Here is an 18689-nt window from a genome sequence, read left to right on the forward strand (position 1 = left end):
CGCTAAACTCAAAGAAAATCGACGCTTAGCATTACGATTTGAGAAATCCGATCTCTCTTTCCTTGCCTTTATAGCTTTAGCATCTATTAAATACAACCTTTGTTAACAGTGCCTAATAGCAGAGGTGTGGGTAGAGAGCTCTTTATATAACCCAGCTGAAAATCTCACATATGGCCTAAAGATACTATCTTGGTAATTAAAAAGATATCTAAAGCTAGCTGAGCATGCAAGAAGTGACACATCTTGATTCTCTGAAGAGTACTTAATTTTTCTTTGATTACCTGGAGAGTACTTAACTTCAAGACCAACATCTGTATTATTTGAGTTTGCAAACATAACAGAGGCGCCAAAAAAGTTCTCTTCCTCAAATCGGATTGGGTATAGTATATCACCAATGACAAAAAATTTAGAAAAGGATGCGGCTACTTTTATATTTTTATCCTCAGCTGCGTATAAGTGGCCAGTATTACAGAAGCTTAGTAGAGCTGTGGCAGTTAAAATTATCTTTTTATACATTTTAAAAACAAATGATTAACATGCTGATATTATAGCTAGTATCAGCATAAAGTAAAGCGATGTTATAGGATATCAGTACAATATTTGTATTTTTTTATTATTAAGTTCTAAAAACGTTCTTGAAATTATGTTATATGTGATGTAATTGTTTGGGCATCTCGGGGCATAGCGCAGTCTGGTAGCGCATCTGGTTTGGGACCAGAGGGTCGGGAGTTCAAATCTCTCTGCCCCGACGCTCTATTGCAGCAATTTATATGTTTAAGGAAGGTCTATATACAGCCTCAATTACTCCATTTTTAGATTCGGAGATCGATTTTAAAAGTTTTGAGAGGTTGATTGAGTTTCAGATTAGTTCTGGCGTTACTGGTATAGTTATACTAGGTACAACTGGTGAAGCTTCTTGTGTAACTCTTGCTGAAAGGAAAAGGGTGACTGATATTGCGGTTTCTGCATGCGGTGATGAAATTGAGGTAATATTGGGTTGTAGCAGCAATTGTACAAAAGAGGCTGCGGAGCTGGCCATGCTTGCGCAAAGTGCCGGTGCTGGTGGTGCGCTCATAGTTGCACCTTATTATAACAAACCATCTCAGGATGGAATATATAAACATTATGAATACATCGCGGGAAGTGTAGATATTCCAATAATTATATATAATAATCCATCTAGAACAGTGGTTGATATAAAAGATGAAACTATCGCAAAGCTAGCGAGGATTGATAATATTGTTGCGCTGAAGGATTCATCTGGAGATATATCAAGGCAGAGTTCTCTAGAAGCATTGATGGATTCTGATGCCAGTATAGTGCAATTATGTGGTGATGATATGAATGTGATTCCCTTTCATTCTTATTTTGGAAGGGGGTGGATATCAGTTTCTTCAAACGTTTTTCCAAAAGAGTGTAGTGATATACAGGATTTATTATTGCGTGGAAATATAAAAGAGGCAGCACATATCCAAATGGATTTTATTAAGTTTTATAAAGATATTTTTTCTGAACCAAGTCCAGCGGGGATAAAATACGCAGCATATCTTATGGATTTAATAACTTCATATGAGGTAAGATTGCCGCTTACTAGCGCGTCTAAAGATCTGCAGCGTAAGATATTAAAATTCTTAAATGATAGGGGCCATGCATCTTAAATGATAGGGGCTATGCATGATAATATGGATGGATTCCCTTTTGATCATAGTATATTAAGTACAGCGGTTTATAAAAAAAGGGTTAGATTTTTAGATAGTGTTTTATTATCGCTGCCAACTTCATTAATCATAACTTCTTGGGGGTTTTTATTAGAGCCTGTGGCGCTTTATATGTGCTCAAAAATACTGGGTTGTGAAATTGAGCGAAGCTTTATGAAGAAAGCAGTTCATCAAGGTCTTTTTTCTATAAGCTCAGAGCAGATATCTGTGCAAGATGCTAGGCAGTTAATTGATTTTTTTTCTAAATCTACTGTAGGAAATAGGGTGGCGTTAATAAAAGACCCAGAAAAAATGACACATAATGCCTCAAATGCATTGCTGAAAACTATTGAGGAGCCACCTTCAAATAGTTTTGTTATATTTTTTACAAATCGTATCAATGCTTTAAGTGATACATTACGTTCTAGATGTGTAGAGTTAGAAATTTTGGCTTTTACAAGGGGGGAATTTAAAGAAATATTGGAATTTCTTACGGCTAGTAGCAAAAAAGCATCTAGAATTATTTGCGATCTTCTGTATCCGAATGCAGAGCTTGCAATTAAAATTCTAAATAATCTTGGCTCAAGCTTTGTAGAAGAAAATTTAAGTAATATACAAGACCTATTGCCGGTAATTAGGTCCATTTTTACTAAAGCCGTTGATCTATCTAATAATGAAAAAATTGCAATCCTTTTTGCGGTACTATGCAAAACTCATATGACTTCAGTAAGTATCAGAAAGATTGATAACTTATATAAAGCAAGAGAAATTTTGCTTGATTGTGATAGATTTAACCTAGATTTAGAATCAGCTTTGAATTATATTATAAGCAAAGTTTCTTTGTGAGTTGTGCGTTTCTTATTATTAGGCATAGTAGTTATTCTGCTTGATCAGGTATCTAAGTTTGTTGTGCTTGATTTTATTACAGGTACTGATAGCCTGTATGTGATGCATTTCTTGAATATTTCTCCAGTTTGGAATTACGGAGTAAGTTTTGGTATGTTTAACGATTATACTACGAACCAGAGCATTTTTCTTGGGCTTTCTGCATTTGTGGTTAGCTTTATGCTTTATGCATATAAAGCAGGTTTAGTAAGTGGTTATTGCATGCTTATGGTTGGTGGCGCGATCTCTAATTGCATAGATAGGGTTATTCATGGGGCTGTTTTTGATTTTATAGATCTGCACGCCTTTGGGTATCACTACCCTACTTTTAATGTGGCGGATTCTATGATAGTTGTGGGAGCCATATTATTATCTACTCAAAATTTTTTTATAAGAAAAAATGAAAGCGGTACAAGATAAGAAAAGTAATGAGACGCCGTTGGCGCTTGCGTTACAATCAATACGAGGAATTGTATCTTATATTTTTGTATGTGGTTTTTTTGTAAACATACTTCTTTTATCAACATCCGTATATTCAATGCAAGTTCTGGATAGGGTCTTATCAAGTGGTAATACCAATACTTTACTCATGCTCACACTTGTTGTGATTCTTGCGCTTGCATTACTTTCTCTTCTACAAGGGGCCAGGTCTTTTGGTATGTCTTTGTTTGGGATATGGTTTGAAAACAAGTTATCAGAAGGTGTTTTTAGAAATTCGATAAAAACTAGCCTTGTTGCAAAATCGAAGGCTGGAAGCCAGCAGCTCAGAGATCTGCAGACAATAAAAACATATGTTACAAGTCCGGCACTTGTCTCTATATTTGATACCCCGTGGGCAATAATATTCATTATCGTATTGTTCATGTTGCACCTATATATAGGTATCATAGCTATAATCGGTATAGTTGTTACGGTATTTTTTGCTATCATAACAAATAAATCTACCAAGCCTCTCTTGGAAAAAAATAACGAAAATTTCATCAAAAGCATGAGGAATGCAGAGCAGGCAATCAGGAATGCTGAGGTGGTAGAATCGATGGGTATGTTTAAGAACGTTTTGATTTCCTGGCAAAAATTTAATTCCTTAGTGCAAGATACACAAAATATTGTATCGCAAAGGCAGTCTATTCTTTCCGAAGTTAATAAGTTTTTTAGGCTTGTTGTACAAATTTCTGTGACCGGTGTGGGTGCGTGGCTAGCTATAAACCATGAAATCTCAACTGGTGCAATAATAGCGAGCTCATCAATTATGGGTAGGGCTTTGTCTCCTTTTGAGGTATTTATTAACTCAATTAAATCTTTTTTAGACTGTAGGAAAGCATATTTGAGGCTGAATGAATCATATATGAGAATGCCTGATGATGATAATAGAATGTCTCTACCTGAGCCTAGTGGTTCTATTGTTTTGGAAGGCGTATATTTTGCGCCGCCGATGAGTCAAAAATATATAATAAAGGGTATAAGTTTTTCCATTAAAGCTGGAGAGGCGGTTGCAGTAATAGGTGCATCTGGTTCTGGCAAAACATCATTAGCAAAATTAATTGTTGGAGCTTGGAGGCCTTCTGTGGGTGCTATCAGGATAGATGGTGCTAACATCCATGATTGGAATAGGGATGAATTAGGTAGACATGTTGGCTATTTACCGCAAGATATAGAGTTGTTTAGTGGAAGTGTTAAGGTGAATATAGCAAGAATGGATGAGAACCCAGACCCTGAGGAAGTCTTAAGAGCAGCGCAACTTGCAGGAGTTCATGAGATGGTCTTAAGATTACCTAATGCGTATGATACTGAGATAGGGCCAGATGGTTCTGTTTTATCAGGTGGGCAAAGGCAAAGAATTGCTCTTGCTAGGGCTTTTTATGGAAAGCCTAATATTATACTCTTAGATGAACCAAATTCAAGCTTGGATAGTGAAGGAGAGGCTGCATTATCTGCCGCAATAGATTTTGCAAAGACAAGTGGTGTAACTATTGTAGTAATATCACATAGAGCGCCTGTACTATCCGTTGTTGATAAAATTGCCGTTGTATCTGATGGTGCGTTGGCTGCATTTGGACCAGCAAGGGAAGTAATGAATAAAATGCAGAATACTCTTCTGAATTAAAGGATTAAATAAATTTCATATGTGATATGGATAATAAAGATAAGAGAGATAGTTCGTTAAGTACTAAACTTGAGAGCATAGATGGGGTTGTGAATGCTGAGGCTATTACAGATGCTGATGCTATTATAAGTGATTCTAAAGTTGTGAATAAGAAGACTATTCTTTCTAGGGCAACGGATATGCTATCGTTTGTAAAAGAAATGATGTTCTCTGTTGATATTGAACACAAGAAAAATAGGTTTAAAGTTGAGCGTGAATTAAAGTCTCAAGTTAAAAAACCTGTCATATTTGGCGCTCTTGTGCTAGCAGGCGCATTGGGGTTTTTTGTTCTTTGGGGTGGTGTTGCGCCGCTTGATAGTGCTGTTGTTGCAGAAGGAACAATAATAGTAAGTAGTGAGCATAGAATGATACAACATCTTGAAGGTGGTGTTATAAAAGAGATTCTAGTTAAGGATGGGGATACTGTAAAAGTTGATCAGCCGCTAATTATACTAAATGATACGCAAATTAAGGCGTCGGTAGGTATGATTTTGTCCCAATTACAGTTTGCGAAAATAGTTGAGCAGAGGTTGATAGCAGAATCACAGGATATGGAGCATGTTGATTTTTCTCCTTCTATTATAGAGGGTAGTGATGATATGGAGGTCAAGGTTTTTATGCAAAATCAGGAATCCATATTCGCACTTAATAAAGCTTCAGTAAAAGGGGCAATAGATGTAGAGACTCAAAAAGTTATGCAAAAGGAGGCTGAAATAAGGGGGTTGCAAGCCAGAATGTCCACTTATGAAGAAAACCTAAAGATTGTAAAGGAACAACTCAGTATTGTTAATGGTCTACAGAAGCAGGGTTTAGATACTAGGGTGAGATTGCTGGATATGATGCAAAAACTAGACCAATTTACTGGAAGTATTGCAGAAATTCATGCAAATATGGGAAGGGCTCGTGAAGAAATAGCGGAAGCTGAATTAAATAAAGTAAGAATTGTAATTGATTTTAAGCAGCGTAACGCCGAAAGATTTAGAGAGAATCATAGTACTGTTCTTGATTTAGAGCAAAAATTAAGTGCGAATCGTGATATTTTGTCAAGGACTGTAATAAGATCTCCTAGCTCTGGTATGGTTACAACACTTATGTATCATACTCCTGGTGGGGTTATACAGCCTGGAACAAAAATAATGGATATAGTTCCACAAGATGAAGACTTAATTATTGAGGCATATTTGTTACCACAGCATGTGGAAAGTATTCATCCAGGCCTTAAGATGAAGGTGCAGTTAAATGCATATAAAAGCAGATTAGTTCCTAGGGTTGATGCAACTCTTACATATGTTTCCCCTGATAAAATTGTTACTGAAAGAGGTGAGCAATTTTATAAATTGAGGGCTGTTCTTGATCATGAAGTCATAAAAAGAATAAATGCTGATATCAAGTTGTTTCCAGGTATGCCTGTAACTGTTTTCGTAGTAAAAGGTGAGAGGACTGTGCTGCAATATCTGTTGAGTCCTATCATTGATAGTTTCCACAGAGCATTTAAGGAGCCGTAAAAAGGGAGGGGGCCGTTAAAAAGGGAGCCGTAAAAAAGTGTTAACTTTTTAGTACCTTATAATTTTGTGCACAGAAACCGGAGATTAGGTAGCATGTATGAAAAAAAATGCTTGATTTCTATCATTTCTATAACATTGTTGTGTGTGGCTAGATTCATATTTGATGGACTGTTTATTGATATTGAAGCACTAGAAAACAAAGGTAGAGATTTTTCTGTAATAGGATATGGGCTTGGTCTATTTTTTCCTATTTATTTAGGTCACTTACTGGCATTATCTAAAGATGCGGTACAAAGGCTTTCTGTAATAGTATACAAATCCAAGCAGTATCGTATATTAGATTTGAATATAATCTTTGCACTAATCACATGGTGTATACTTTTAGCACTGATAGTTTTTTGTAAATATCAATATAAAATTAGCTATTCCATTACAATTTGTCATGCCGTATACATCGTTTTTGTTGTTTTTTGTATACTAAATTTGTGTTTGCACTTTTTTAGTAGAGAGTGCTTAGATTATGAGTCAATTCTTCATGATTTGTTTGATGATATAGCAACAAAAGATTTGGTAGATATTGAAAATTTTTATAAGGTTTTAAGGCCTAAAGTGTCACATGATCCGTGGCTTGCATCAAAAATTATAAATTTCTCTCCTAAAATTTTATCCAATAACAAGGATAATAAATTTAATAACCTGCAAGATGGTTCAGAGATGATTGCGACAATATGTGAGATCGGTATGGTACATTATAAGCAACTTAATGTGCTAGATTTTGAGAGATTGTTGCCATTATATGGTAGCATAAAATCACATTCAGGACGAGAGAAGATTGTGAAAGTAATGCAAGATACTGTAATGACTCTTGCAAATTTCATTAACGTTCAAGATGATGCTAAAATGATATTACTCTTGAATAACTTAAATATGCTTAATTATGAACAGCGTTTAGCGGTTTATAATTTGTTACTTGTGCATGCAGAAGGGAGAGAAAAGCCACAAACCATCATTATTACAAATATGATACAAGCTGTTTCAAGCATCAATCTGGAGCAAGGTGGAGGTATAGAATTTTTTAGTGGTCTGTTTGTATTTCTATTATATAATGCATCCATCACTTTTAGGCATGCACATGAGCAAGCTAAGGTGGTGATTAAGCAATTTATTGAATGTTATAAAACACTATCTGAAACTGACTTAAAGCCTGAGTATAAACAAAAATTATACGGCGCTACTATGAGAATATGCGAAGCAATGGTGAAGAAAGAAATAATAAATAAAGATAATATATATATTTATTACAGCGATTATGTAATAGGTATATACGGAAGCTTACAAAATGACGTGATGTTTCATATTTTAGAGCTAAAAGAGGTAAGGGATCTAGATAAATTTTTTCTATGTTTAGACACGCTCAAAAATAATCTATTTAATATGATATTTGTTTCTCCATTACAAAAATTGTATAGAGATCTAAAAGTTAATACAAACAATGAGAATAATGTTGAATATTATTTTAAACAATTTACTACAAAACTTGCAGAAGCAGTTACCTTACCGTCTAAGAAAGGAGTGATTATAGAGAACAAAGATGTAATACAACACTATCTTTGTAACTTAATATACGATATCAGTGAATGCTGCAAAAAAGCAATAGAAGCCATGATCACAAAAGGGGGTTTGTTATATGATTATGCTGTTATAAGCCAATATGAAGAGGCTTTGAGAAGTAATGGATACCCAGAAGTATATAATACAAAATATAGAAAAGATGATTAATACAATAAAAGAAAGTGACAAGAAATTGGGTGATGCTTTAGAGAAAGAAATGTGTAAGTGTTTTCCACAAAAAACCTAATCACTACAAGGAGTAAAACAGCCAATAAATTTGCAATACCGCTTTTTCATATGTGATAAAGTGGGTTATAATGGTGATGTAGAATTTTGGTATTGGTCATTAAAAGAATAGATTTTGTTATGTGATAGTGTGCGCGTTGAATGAATGTGCACAACTCTATGAAGGGATGTAAATTTTTCTCTAATAAAGGTAATAGAACTATAGTTAAAGCGTCATAAAAATGGCCCATGACTAATTTTGAAAATAGGTTAGTTATCATTGGGTTAAGTTTAACAAAATTACTTTTTATGTAATAATTCTATACCGCCTTAGCTATATGTGTAAGCCACCTCTAGTTGTTTAGCTATATCAAATATGCAAAAGGATTCGAAAAGAGCCAAGTTACATCATTATATTCCTCAATTCTATTTAAAGGGATTTTGTGATGATAAAGAAAAAGCACAGCTTTATTGTATAGATAAAAGAGAAAATAAGTCGTTTATAAGTAATGTAAAAAATGTTGCATCACAAACAGATTTTTATAAAGCCGACTGTCCTAGTAACCCAGGTGTGTATGAGGAGGTCTTAGCTAAAGCAGAAGCAAAATATTCTGAGGTACTAGAACAGATTAAGAAAACATCTTCTTTTTCAAATAACCTTGATGTATTGCTAGATTTTATTGCATGGATTTATATATCTAATCCTAAGAATAGAAACATTTTTAATGAAGCATTACACCGAGTTACTAAAATACAACTGCAAATATACCAAGCGTTATATGACCAAGGAAAACTTGCTGAGTCAGAAAGATCGAAATATGAAGAATTGCTTAAACACGCACATCTTCTAGATGAAGTACAGAATGATGAATATAAGATAAATTTTACGTCAGGTTCTCATTTTCAAATGGCAATTGAAGCTCAAGAGGAAGTTTATGAACTTCTAAAATTACGTAAATGGCTGTTACTGAAAGCTCCTGAGGGAAATTTGGGCTTTATTACTTCTGACCATCCTGCATTTTTAGCATACGAGACTAAAAATAATGTACCACTAGGTCTTATGCATAAAAAAACACAGTTGTATTTTCCTATTTCTAATAAATTAGCTGTAGTAGGGTCTTTTGAAAGCTTAGATACTACAATAGATGCGACTACTAACGTGACAATAGATGCAACTGAAGAGTCAATTGCTAGATATAATGCGTGCACTATATGGTATTCTAATAAATAAGTTTATGCTTCGAGTGACAATTGTTGCTTCATGTCTTACAATAACGATACAAAAATCGTGAGCATTCAAAGCTTAAATGTATTAGTTAACATTTAAGCTTACACATATTCTGTTGAATTGTATGATTCATACAGATCATTTTAATCACGATGTTAGATCAAATTTTTATGTGCTTTGCTCTTTTTATCAGCACATCCCTTTTATAAGGCATCAAAATTAACTTGATGGTGCAGATTTTTAGATTTGCCAGATTGATTGTTAATCATTTGAACCTGATAACAACAGTTTTTGAAATAAGATCGTGCAAGGTTTGCCTTCTTTTAGTAAAAGATGAGATTATAAAGCCAATACACAGCGGCAAGGCAGATATTATATAAGAAAAAAATCTAGCTACATAACGTTTAATGGGAATTGGTCGCATCGCATCCTCTGAATCAACAATCTTACACTTCAGTAGCATTTTTCCAGGGGTGGCAGCAAATTTAGACCAAAAATATACGTGGTATAACAATAAAAATACGAAAGAAAGTACTTGAACTATTATGTATTTATAAAGAAACCAGTCCGTCATTAAAAATGTCCAAAGCTCATCGGTGCTAACCGAATCATCTCTTGAATCAAAAAATTCTGCCATTAGAACAAATGGATGCTTTGCTCCGTATGCAAAATAATTCATTAATGCACTAAGTGGTATCAATATAATGGTTAGCAGTACAAGGTCTAATGTAGCTGCCATAATCCTCCTATTAAAAGACGCGTATTCCATATCTTATTTTATAAAACTAATTCCACCCATATATTTTTTAAGCGCGGTTGGTATTGTTATGCTACCATCCGAATTCTGGTAATTCTCCAATATTGCAATCAATGTCCTGCCAACCGCAAGCCCAGAACCATTTAATGTATGGAGAAATTCCTTATTACCATTTATATCCTTATACCTTGCATCCATTCTACGAGCTTGAAAATCCATACAGTTAGAGCAGCTGGAGATTTCTCTATAGCAATTTTGCCCAGGTAACCAGACTTCTATATCATATGTCTTTGTAGAGGAAAATCCAATATCGCCAGAGCATAGAAGTTGTACTCTATATGGAATCTCAAGTCTTTTAAGGACTTCCTCCGCACAATTCAAAATTCTTTCTAATTCATTATTAGAAGATTCTTTACTTGTTATACTAACAAGCTCTACCTTAGCAAACTGATGCTGCCTCAACATGCCACGAGTATCCTTACCTGCACTACCAGCCTCTGACCTAAAGCATTGAGTATGAGCAACAAACCTTAGTGGTAACTCATTTTCATCTACAATAGAATTTGAAACCAAATTTGTTAATGGCACTTCAGCTGTGGGTATTAAATAGAACTTATCTTCCACGGCAAATAAATCTTGCGAAAATTTAGGTAACTGCCCAGTGGCAAACATCGCGGCATGATTTACAAGATATGGTACTGAAACCTCTGTATAGCCAAATTCATTTGTATGTATATCAAGCATAAATGAAGCGATAGCCCTTTCTAATTTAGCGAGCCCACCTTTAAGAAGGACGAATCTGGAACCAGCAATTTCTGCAGCTTTTTCAAATAGCATACTATCTTGAAGCAATTCAAAATGTTGCTTTGGTAAAAATGAAAACGATTTTTTTTCTCCAACATTTCTTACAGTAACATTTTCAGATTCGGAAGAGCCATTTGGTACATCTGAAAAAAGGATATTGGGAATGGAGCTCATAAGCTTTTGAAAATCGCTTTCAAGAACATCTAGTTTTGCTTTTTCATCTGAAATTGCTTGCTTAATTTTTTCTGTACTTTCCGCAAGTAATTGCGGCGTTTTTGCCATACCAAATTCTTTGGCTAATTTATTTCTTTGGCTTTGCAAGCCTTGCATGATAGTTTTTACACTTCTTATCTCTTCATCTAATGCAAGTATTTGAGCTGCAGAGTAAGATTGCCCACGTCTTTGCATCTCTTTATCAAAAGCTTCAGGATTCTCTCTGATGAATTTTATATCTAACATCCCCTTTCTATTAATTTAGCAATGAATAAAGAAATTTCGTACAATAATAAAAGTGGTAGAGCAAGAATAATTTGGCTAAATATATCCGGTGGCGTTAAAATTGCAGCAATTATGAATATTACAACTATGGCATGTCTTCTATATTCCACCAAATGCTTTACGGTTAATATCCGAACCTTTACTAAAATAGATACTATAATAGGAAACTGAAATACTATGCCAAAAGTTGTTATAAGCTTTAAAAAAGTAATTAAATATTGATCTGCTTTTGGCTTGAATTGAAGATTTAAACTTTGATTAAAGGATGTAAAAAATTTCACCATAAATGGCATCACTACTTCTAAAACAAATACTGAGGATAGGATAAATAAAAGCGGTGAAAGTATTGTGCATAGACGTGCCAGCATCAACTCATCTTCATAAAGCGCAGGTTTGATGAAATTATATACTTCCCAAGAGATAAAAGGTATTAAAAGCAAGAACGCACAGTATGAAGCTAAGCTTACTTGACACTGAAAAACCTCTGTTATATCGGTAAAAATTATTTCATCATTAGTTACGGTTAATGGTGTTGAGATCAATATATAAAGATCTTTCGCGAAGTAAAAACATATAACAAACAGAATGAAGTACAGAATGGCGCAATTGAGAATTCTTGCTCTTAATTCTATATAATGAAAAATAAAAGAACCTTTATTCATTTAATAGATACGAAAATCTGCTTACATAATTGGACGATATAGTTAGTTATTCTTTTTTTGCTAACCGATATAGTTGTATAGAGTATAGCAATCTCTGTTGGTGAAAAAATCAATATAACTACAATTAATATTAATACTAATTCTGCCAATGATACGCAAAACATGAAATAGACATATGCTAAGTTTATGTTGTATGTTATCACTTTTAGAGAATAAGTTCTAGAACATGTCTTCGGAAATACTTAGAAACAAAGTAAGAAGATCTCTGCAAGAGTTGGTTTTGCATGTGTCTGAAGTATCTAGACGAATTTTGAAACTCAATTCAGAGCTTGCGGATCTAATAGGAAAAAATAATAAATTAAGAGAAGAGAATAGTGAGTTGAAAAATGAGATAAATGATCTTAGAGTGCAGATAGCTAGTATGGAGCGAGAATTAATGGGGAATGGGATCTCAAAATCTAATACAGATGCAGATCATGCCTCATCATATTCTGGCAATGATTCAAGATCAGAAGTATCAATAGCAGAATTAAGAAGACTTTTAAGTAGGAGAGATAAATGAAAAAATTTACTGTAAAGTTCTTGAGTACAGAGCTAAACCTCGAATCTGATCACCCTGAAAAAGTAAAAGATTTCGCGCAATCAATATCAGATCAGGTTCTTGAAATTAAGGCTAAAAAGCCTGGATTAGGTGACCTCAAAGCATTATTTTTGTCTGCTCTGCTAATAAGACAAGAATTGGAAGGTATGAAAAGTATCATAAAGGAATTAGAATTAATAAAAAGCAACAGGGATGTAATAGAGGAGATTTTTATGAGTGATTTAAATTTTATTAATGATGAGGTGGAAAAATGCATAAAAAACCTGAAAGGTTAATTTGTGCAAGAAGGATCGAATTTGATGCGGCGCACAGAATTATAGGCCATGCAGGAAAATGCAAGTATTTGCATGGACATAGATACATACTAGAGGCTTCATTTGAGGCTCAATTTAAGGGTGCAAGGGATATGGTAGTGGATTTTGGCTTAATAAAGGAGGTACTTGCTAATTGGATAAACTGCAATTGGGACCATACAACAATATTGAGTATAGATGATAGAGAGCTTGGGTCATGTATTGAACATTATACGAAGCAGAAAATTTTTTATATGGATAAAGCCCCAACGGCTGAAAACATGTCTACTATCTTAATAAGAGAAATTATCCCATCACTATTTAAAGGTACGGATGTGAACTGCTATAAAGTGAGAATATACGAAACACCAAACTGCTATGCAGAAATAGAATAGATTTGTATACATAATTGCTATTTAGCCACATCGCTGTGTATTTAATAGTATAGGTGGTAACCTAATCATATAAAAATGAATATGTTAGCTTGTTTTGGATTTTAACGTGGTTACTCATTATCTATCAGAGCCCTAATCATGGGTTCTTTAAGCATGGCTAAATGGTCTGTTAGCAAAATAAAAAAGAATAGCTTAAAATGCAGCAGCTTATAAATATATGATATAGAAAAATTTTTCCAAAAAGATTCTGTAAAAATATGCTACTCCCAGAGTTTATTTTTTTAAGTAACTCTTCATCTTTAGGGCGTTAAATTTTTAAATTCGCTTATGAAGAAAATATATAACGTACATGATCAAGAATCCTGTATTAAATACGGAGCTCCTGTACCAATAACAAAAGGCTATTTTCAAGAAGAAGCAATTCCCCAAATTTATGTTTGGAGAACAATAGGAGATGAGAAAGTTCGAACATCTCACCAAGAAAATAAAATATTTACTAAGAATAATCCACCTGCAACTGGTGGCCACCCAGGTGCAGATTATAACTGCAGATGTATAGCAGAGCCATATATTCAAGGGGTAACAGAATATGCGCATCAAACTGTTATTAGCGATACAACAGAGAGACTTAAACAGTGGGGGTGACATTCTTACTTCAAAACTTTTTGGCAAAAAATGGGGTGATTATGAATTTATACTCTATGCATATTTTGGTAGCGGCATAGATGTTAAATTGAGAGAGACGGGGCATTTAAGTGGAGTAATGAACTATTACTTCTATGATTTAGGGGTTATGCAAAAGATCAATCGGCAAATTATTCAAAAAGCCAAAGAACTAGGAAGCTCTGGTTATTTTGAGTATTTTTTTGAAAAAAGCTATTCATTTAAAGAGTATCAGTGGTGCTTTGGCGGAAGTACAATTAAAGGCAAATTCAAAGGAAATGCGATTTACCACTATAACCATATCCATATAACAGGGTATATAGATTATGAATATTATGACATATTTACGGATCCAGCTGATATTAGACAAGTCTTGATAGGTACTTCTAATTTAGATCCTGATGAGATGGCCAAATCTATAAAAGAGATTGAAGAAAGTGAAAAGAGATGGGAAAAAATTAAGCTATTAATTTGGAAATTCTTAAGAACTATTACAATGGATAAAGTAGAATTTGAGCTTATAGTAAATAGATATTATATAACAGATAAATGGAAAACTAACTTTGAGGCCGAAGCACTTAGGGAAATCAAAGGAATATATTAACAAAACCTAAGGTTACTTCAAGAAACTTGAATAAATTAACAAAATACCCACTGGAATGCGGAATATATAAGACAGTATATTATATACAATGTAGTAAACAGTATAATAAGAGCATAACACACTGGAGGCCAGAAGATAGAAGCTACTATTAAAACATCATCAAGAAGTTTATACTCATATGTTGCCCCCATTTCTTTTATGATTTTCCTGTGATAGATGCGCCAGGCAAGCCTAAGCACTCCCCAAAATGGTGAGAAAAAAAGTACAGTTATTAAAATAAAAATCTCATATAAGATGGCATCAAAAGTGTCATCAACAGTATATGATTTACACGTATCATACTCGTCCATAGGATCAACATTCACTAATGAATTTACACACGTTTTGTAGGCAAAATCTTTTAAAGCATCATTATAAAATACTGATTCTAGTAATATATAACAGCTTAGTACAAATGATAGAGCGATAAATCGGTATCTCTTTGATACGCTCATCCAAGGCTTGACATACAAAATGAGGCTGGGGCCTACAATGAAATATAGTATAACAAATGGATTAATCCTAAAAGCCCAATGAAGCTGCCACAAATGCTGAATTTTTGGTGCTATTAAATCTACCAGCATGTTTATATATTGATAATTTTATGACGGTTATTATGTACCAGCATTAGGCTATCTCAACGAATTAAAACCACGCTAGAATAGCAGTACTACATTTGTGCAAATTCATCAAATACTAAAATGGCATACTGAGCCAATCTCAGAAGGATTTTTATGATTATTGTGTTAAGAGTTGTGATTCGAGGTTTAGTGTTGAGAGGAGTTTAGAGGAATTTAAATCTAGATTGTAAGAATGATGTATTTTGGAGCTTTTGCTATCTAGTAAGTAATCTCAATTGCTAAGTTTATGCCCAGTATATTTTAACATCTGTTAATTTTGGTTGTATAGTACTCATCTGGTAGCTTTGTATCCATACAGCAATATGGTTTCATTTAGTAATATCATTATAAAAAATCATTACTGAATTTTATAATGTCATAATACTTTAGTTGATTAGTAATGATATCTACACTGAGCTATAATAATTGTATTATCCTTGAATGTGTATACAAGTCTGTGCTCCCTATCAATTCTTCTGGAAAAATAACCAGACCAAGAATGCCTCAAGGCTTCAGGCTCTCCCAATCCAGAAAACGGATTCCTCATTATATCTTTAATAAGTATATTAACGCGCTTCAATGTTTTTTTATCTTTGCTTTGCCAATAAAGGTAATCTTCCCAAGCGTTGACTGACCATAGTATCATCATTCCTCTATTAGTTCGTTTTTAACTACATTACCATTTTCTATATCCTGTATTGCTTCATTTAATCTTTTGGCATTATTTGCGCTTGACATAAGATAGGCAGTCTCTTCATAAGATTTAAAATCTTTTAATGACATAACCACTACCGCAGGTTTTGCACTTCCTCTTGTTACTATTAGCGGAGTGCTATGGCTTACTACCTCATCCATGCAAGAAGCAAGCTTATTTCTGAAATCACTATAATTAACTGTGTTCATAAAGTCTAATTTAATAAAAGCCGATGATTGTATTATATGCAAAATACGTACTTATACAAGTACTCGTAGTTTCAGCTCTCTATTTGCATAGCAAATCAAAACCCGGTAATCACTAGTTAGCGAAACGTTATGATGTTATTTAGGTATTTTGTGGTTAGGAGGTGGTGAAGTTATCTTGGCTCTCAAAATGCATCAATGGCGAAGCTTTGGCAATGCAAGATAGCTGTTGATCATTACCAAAAGGAAAAGCTCTCAAAATTTTTAAGTACATACTCAGAGCCATTTTATGAAAGGAAATTATCATCTAGTCTGGTTAATGAGCTTGGAAGACATGAGCAAAGCAGAATAACACCATAAAATTTTGTAAATCAACACAATGCCCTTAATGAGAGTTTGAATTGCAAGATGGTGTCAATGCTCATGAAACAGGTGGCTCTAGTGCAAGGAAATCAAATAGCGGCAGATGCACTTCATAATAATTAGCTAGATGCCTGCGGCTAATTATCTGATATATAATAAAACAAGAGATCGCTTGCTTAGCTTATACGTCATGTCCAATATCCTGCGTATTTATTTTTGTGTGGGTATTTTTGAGCGAATGAATCGCATAAAGCACCGAAAAAGCGGTGCCGCCAGCGGGAATCGAACCTGCGACCTCTTCATTACCAATGAAGCGCACTACCACTGTGCTATGGCGGCTCCAGGTGGAAGTTCTAACACATATAAGTAATTTTACAACAAAAATTTACCCACGTTATGTAAAGAAAACCAATGTCATAAGATATATTCTGGTATGTAACTGAATAGCGCTTGCACCATTTATTAATACATTATATCTTAACCAACCTATTATAGATATTCACATTAACTATTAGTTAAATTATAGTGATGTTATATATTTATTATAGTCTATTTAAATTTATCGCCTAATTTTGTTTTATATTTTTCTGATTTTGAATTTCATAAGACTTTTAAATGCGATGTTGAAATTATCTGTTATATTAAGGTAATCTCTGTGAGGAATTTTGTATTATAAGTAATCAATTGGCTCAAAAACGAAAGATTATTGGCTCGACTGTAGTTGGTAACATAGTTGAATATTATGACTTTGGTGTTTATGCGGTATTTGCGCCAACTATAGGTGCGTTGTTTTTTCCGCATCATGATGGTTCTACGAATGATATATTAGCGCTAATTGTGTTTGCTATAGGCTTTTTAATGAGGCCGCTGGGTGGTATAATTTTTGGACACATAGGAGATGTTTTTGGAAGAAAAAAGGCCCTTATAACATCCATAATAGGAATGGCGTTCGCCACGTCATCAATTGGATTAATACCATCTTACGATGAAATAGGGTTTTGGGCGCCTGCACTATTAGTTGCAATTAGATTAATACAAGGGGTTTGCATAGGTGGTGAAGGCGCAGGTTCTGCGGTTTTTATATTGGAGCATTTGGATGGTTATAAACCTGGATTAATAGGCTCAATTGTCATGGCCTCGAATATGATGGGTACTCTTATAGCAACATTTGTAGGTGTATTCATAAGCCAGTTTTTTGATTACAACCCCCAATCATGGAGGTACGCGTTCCTGCTTGGTGGAGTGATGGGAATTGCCGGGTTATATCTGAGGTATGGGCTCAGTGAAACCCCAATATTTAACAATTTAAAATATGATATAGAATATCAAAAGAAAAAGAAGAAGTTACCTATATTAAGAGTGCTTGAAGAAAGTTGGGCTAGTATACTACTCATAACGTTTTTAGCTGGGGTAGCAACTGCCACCGCTTATATAATAAGGGCGTATATTAATATATTTTTTATTAGATTTCACAATTTTTCCCCCAGGGATTCTTTGCTTTTAACATCAATGTGTTTAATAGCGTTTATATTACTACTTCCAGGCCTTGGTATTATATCGGATAAAATAGGATATAAAAAGATGATAATAGCCGCATGTATTAGTATTATCAGCCTGTCATTTCCAATATTTTATTTATTAAGTTGCGATAACCTCCCATCCATTTTACTTGGGTTGTTATTACTAAGCGTAATTGCGGCATTAATATCTGCTCCAGCTTATCCATATGCGATAGAATCCTTTACACCTAGCCTCAGATACTCTGGTATTGCATTTAGTTGGAATACAGGTAATGCAATATTTGGTGGAACCTCCCCTGCTATAGCCGCTTTTCTTGCGGGATTTATTGGAGAAACTGGACCATCATTTTATTTAATTTTTATATCCTGTACGTTTTTATTAGTAAGCGCCCTACTTAAGCGTGTAGTACATACATAAAATTCAGAGTTTTAAATTTTGGCCAGAAAGCTTTGGTATTAATTGATTTTTAATATCAATATCAAATGTATTATATCTATCTATACATTATTTAAGCTCCATAAAACTATATACAACAATATGTATCTTCATTACACATCAGTATGTTTGGTGGTATCTTAGGCACTGTTAACAAAGGTTTTGCCAAATAATGGAAAAGATGCAATATTATATTGGAGGCGATAAATATGGTATTTAGATGGATAAAAGGTTGTTTCC

The 18689-nt window shown here is 34.0% G+C and carries 21 protein-coding genes and 2 tRNA genes; 15 read left to right on the forward strand and 8 right to left on the reverse strand.

Going from position 1 to position 18689, the window contains the following annotated elements; translation table 11 throughout:
• Window positions 1-102: 102 nt before the first annotated feature.
• A complete protein-coding gene (locus Cyrtocomes_RS02000; RefSeq protein WP_322497542.1) occupies window positions 103-516 on the reverse strand; it encodes a hypothetical protein in 414 nt (137 codons plus the stop codon).
• A gap of 159 nt (window positions 517-675) precedes the next feature.
• Between Cyrtocomes_RS02000 and Cyrtocomes_RS02005 the strand changes: the two genes are divergently transcribed.
• The 8 genes from Cyrtocomes_RS02005 (at window position 676) to Cyrtocomes_RS02040 (ending at window position 9297) form a co-directional block, all read left to right on the forward strand.
• A tRNA-Pro gene (locus Cyrtocomes_RS02005) sits at window positions 676-749 on the forward strand.
• A 21-nt stretch (window positions 750-770) separates the two neighbouring features.
• Window positions 771-1658, forward strand: coding sequence for a 4-hydroxy-tetrahydrodipicolinate synthase (gene dapA, locus Cyrtocomes_RS02010; RefSeq protein ID WP_322497543.1), 888 nt, complete (start codon window positions 771-773; stop codon window positions 1656-1658).
• The gene (locus Cyrtocomes_RS02015) at window positions 1659-2543 is read left to right on the forward strand and encodes a hypothetical protein (protein ID WP_322497544.1); all 885 of its coding nucleotides are present in this window, start codon (window positions 1659-1661) and stop codon (window positions 2541-2543) included. It begins immediately after the preceding gene.
• Between the two features lie 3 nt (window positions 2544-2546).
• Window positions 2547-3002 (forward strand): signal peptidase II, encoded by a 456-nt coding sequence (lspA, locus tag Cyrtocomes_RS02020; RefSeq protein WP_322497545.1) that lies wholly within the window; start codon window positions 2547-2549, stop codon window positions 3000-3002.
• Window positions 2983-4686 (forward strand): type I secretion system permease/ATPase, encoded by a 1704-nt coding sequence (locus Cyrtocomes_RS02025; RefSeq protein ID WP_322497546.1) that lies wholly within the window; start codon window positions 2983-2985, stop codon window positions 4684-4686. Before lspA ends, Cyrtocomes_RS02025 begins: the two co-directional genes overlap by 20 nt.
• A gap of 26 nt (window positions 4687-4712) precedes the next feature.
• Complete coding sequence (locus Cyrtocomes_RS02030) at window positions 4713-6230, forward strand: HlyD family type I secretion periplasmic adaptor subunit (RefSeq protein WP_322497547.1); 1518 nt, start codon at window positions 4713-4715, stop codon at window positions 6228-6230.
• A gap of 144 nt (window positions 6231-6374) precedes the next feature.
• The gene (locus Cyrtocomes_RS02035; RefSeq protein WP_322497548.1) at window positions 6375-8009 is read left to right on the forward strand and encodes a hypothetical protein; all 1635 of its coding nucleotides are present in this window, start codon (window positions 6375-6377) and stop codon (window positions 8007-8009) included.
• 433 nt (window positions 8010-8442) lie between these two features.
• The gene (locus tag Cyrtocomes_RS02040) at window positions 8443-9297 is read left to right on the forward strand and encodes a DUF4238 domain-containing protein (RefSeq protein ID WP_322497549.1); all 855 of its coding nucleotides are present in this window, start codon (window positions 8443-8445) and stop codon (window positions 9295-9297) included.
• 262 nt (window positions 9298-9559) lie between these two features.
• On the opposite strand, the gene Cyrtocomes_RS02045 is transcribed toward Cyrtocomes_RS02040, so the two are convergent.
• Genes Cyrtocomes_RS02045 through tatC form a run of 3 tightly spaced genes read right to left on the reverse strand, consistent with a single transcriptional unit; the run spans window position 9560 to window position 12015 of the window.
• Window positions 9560-10063 (reverse strand): RDD family protein, encoded by a 504-nt coding sequence (locus Cyrtocomes_RS02045; RefSeq protein WP_322497550.1) that lies wholly within the window; start codon window positions 10061-10063, stop codon window positions 9560-9562.
• Between the two features lie 3 nt (window positions 10064-10066).
• Window positions 10067-11314 carry a serine--tRNA ligase gene (gene serS, locus Cyrtocomes_RS02050; RefSeq protein WP_322497551.1) on the reverse strand — a complete coding sequence of 416 codons (1248 nt, stop codon included), beginning with the start codon at window positions 11312-11314 and terminating at the stop codon, window positions 10067-10069.
• Window positions 11308-12015, reverse strand: a complete 708-nt coding sequence (gene tatC, locus Cyrtocomes_RS02055) for a twin-arginine translocase subunit TatC (protein ID WP_322497552.1) — start codon at window positions 12013-12015, stop codon at window positions 11308-11310. Before tatC ends, serS begins: the two co-directional genes overlap by 7 nt.
• A gap of 226 nt (window positions 12016-12241) precedes the next feature.
• Here tatC and Cyrtocomes_RS02060 point away from each other — a divergent pair, with 226 nt between their 5' ends.
• From Cyrtocomes_RS02060 to Cyrtocomes_RS02080, 5 genes are all read left to right on the forward strand, one after another.
• Window positions 12242-12577 (forward strand): hypothetical protein, encoded by a 336-nt coding sequence (locus Cyrtocomes_RS02060; RefSeq protein ID WP_322497553.1) that lies wholly within the window; start codon window positions 12242-12244, stop codon window positions 12575-12577.
• Window positions 12574-12891: a hypothetical protein gene (locus Cyrtocomes_RS02065; RefSeq protein WP_322497554.1), complete on the forward strand. Its 318-nt coding sequence runs from the start codon at window positions 12574-12576 to the stop codon at window positions 12889-12891. Before Cyrtocomes_RS02060 ends, Cyrtocomes_RS02065 begins: the two co-directional genes overlap by 4 nt.
• Window positions 12867-13304, forward strand: coding sequence for a 6-pyruvoyl trahydropterin synthase family protein (locus tag Cyrtocomes_RS02070; RefSeq protein ID WP_322497555.1), 438 nt, complete (start codon window positions 12867-12869; stop codon window positions 13302-13304). The genes Cyrtocomes_RS02065 and Cyrtocomes_RS02070 overlap by 25 nt, the downstream gene beginning before the upstream one ends.
• 327 nt (window positions 13305-13631) lie before the next feature.
• Entirely contained in the window at window positions 13632-13949 is a 318-nt protein-coding gene (locus tag Cyrtocomes_RS02075; protein ID WP_322497556.1) for a phage minor head protein, read from the forward strand.
• Entirely contained in the window at window positions 13894-14571 is a 678-nt protein-coding gene (locus Cyrtocomes_RS02080) for a hypothetical protein (protein ID WP_322497557.1), read from the forward strand. The genes Cyrtocomes_RS02075 and Cyrtocomes_RS02080 overlap by 56 nt, the downstream gene beginning before the upstream one ends.
• A gap of 35 nt (window positions 14572-14606) precedes the next feature.
• Here Cyrtocomes_RS02080 and Cyrtocomes_RS02085 read toward each other — a convergent pair whose 3' ends face one another.
• From Cyrtocomes_RS02085 to Cyrtocomes_RS02095, 3 genes are all read right to left on the reverse strand, one after another.
• Window positions 14607-15083, reverse strand: coding sequence for a hypothetical protein (locus tag Cyrtocomes_RS02085; protein WP_322497558.1), 477 nt, complete (start codon window positions 15081-15083; stop codon window positions 14607-14609).
• Window positions 15084-15624: 541 nt separating this feature from the next.
• Window positions 15625-15879 (reverse strand): Txe/YoeB family addiction module toxin, encoded by a 255-nt coding sequence (locus Cyrtocomes_RS02090; protein ID WP_322497559.1) that lies wholly within the window; start codon window positions 15877-15879, stop codon window positions 15625-15627.
• The gene (locus tag Cyrtocomes_RS02095) at window positions 15876-16133 is read right to left on the reverse strand and encodes a type II toxin-antitoxin system Phd/YefM family antitoxin (protein WP_322497560.1); all 258 of its coding nucleotides are present in this window, start codon (window positions 16131-16133) and stop codon (window positions 15876-15878) included. Before Cyrtocomes_RS02095 ends, Cyrtocomes_RS02090 begins: the two co-directional genes overlap by 4 nt.
• Before the next feature lie 195 nt (window positions 16134-16328).
• Between Cyrtocomes_RS02095 and Cyrtocomes_RS02100 the strand changes: the two genes are divergently transcribed.
• The gene (locus Cyrtocomes_RS02100; RefSeq protein WP_322497561.1) at window positions 16329-16490 is read left to right on the forward strand and encodes a hypothetical protein; all 162 of its coding nucleotides are present in this window, start codon (window positions 16329-16331) and stop codon (window positions 16488-16490) included.
• Between the two features lie 270 nt (window positions 16491-16760).
• On the opposite strand, the gene Cyrtocomes_RS02105 is transcribed toward Cyrtocomes_RS02100, so the two are convergent.
• Window positions 16761-16832 (reverse strand) — tRNA-Thr (locus Cyrtocomes_RS02105).
• A 345-nt stretch (window positions 16833-17177) separates the two neighbouring features.
• Between Cyrtocomes_RS02105 and Cyrtocomes_RS02110 the strand changes: the two genes are divergently transcribed.
• Window positions 17178-18431: an MFS transporter gene (locus Cyrtocomes_RS02110; RefSeq protein WP_322497562.1), complete on the forward strand. Its 1254-nt coding sequence runs from the start codon at window positions 17178-17180 to the stop codon at window positions 18429-18431.
• The last annotated feature ends 258 nt before the right edge of the window (window positions 18432-18689 follow it).

This window comes from Candidatus Cyrtobacter comes, from assembly GCF_034470605.1.
GTDB lineage: Bacteria > Pseudomonadota > Alphaproteobacteria > Rickettsiales > Midichloriaceae > Cyrtobacter > Cyrtobacter comes.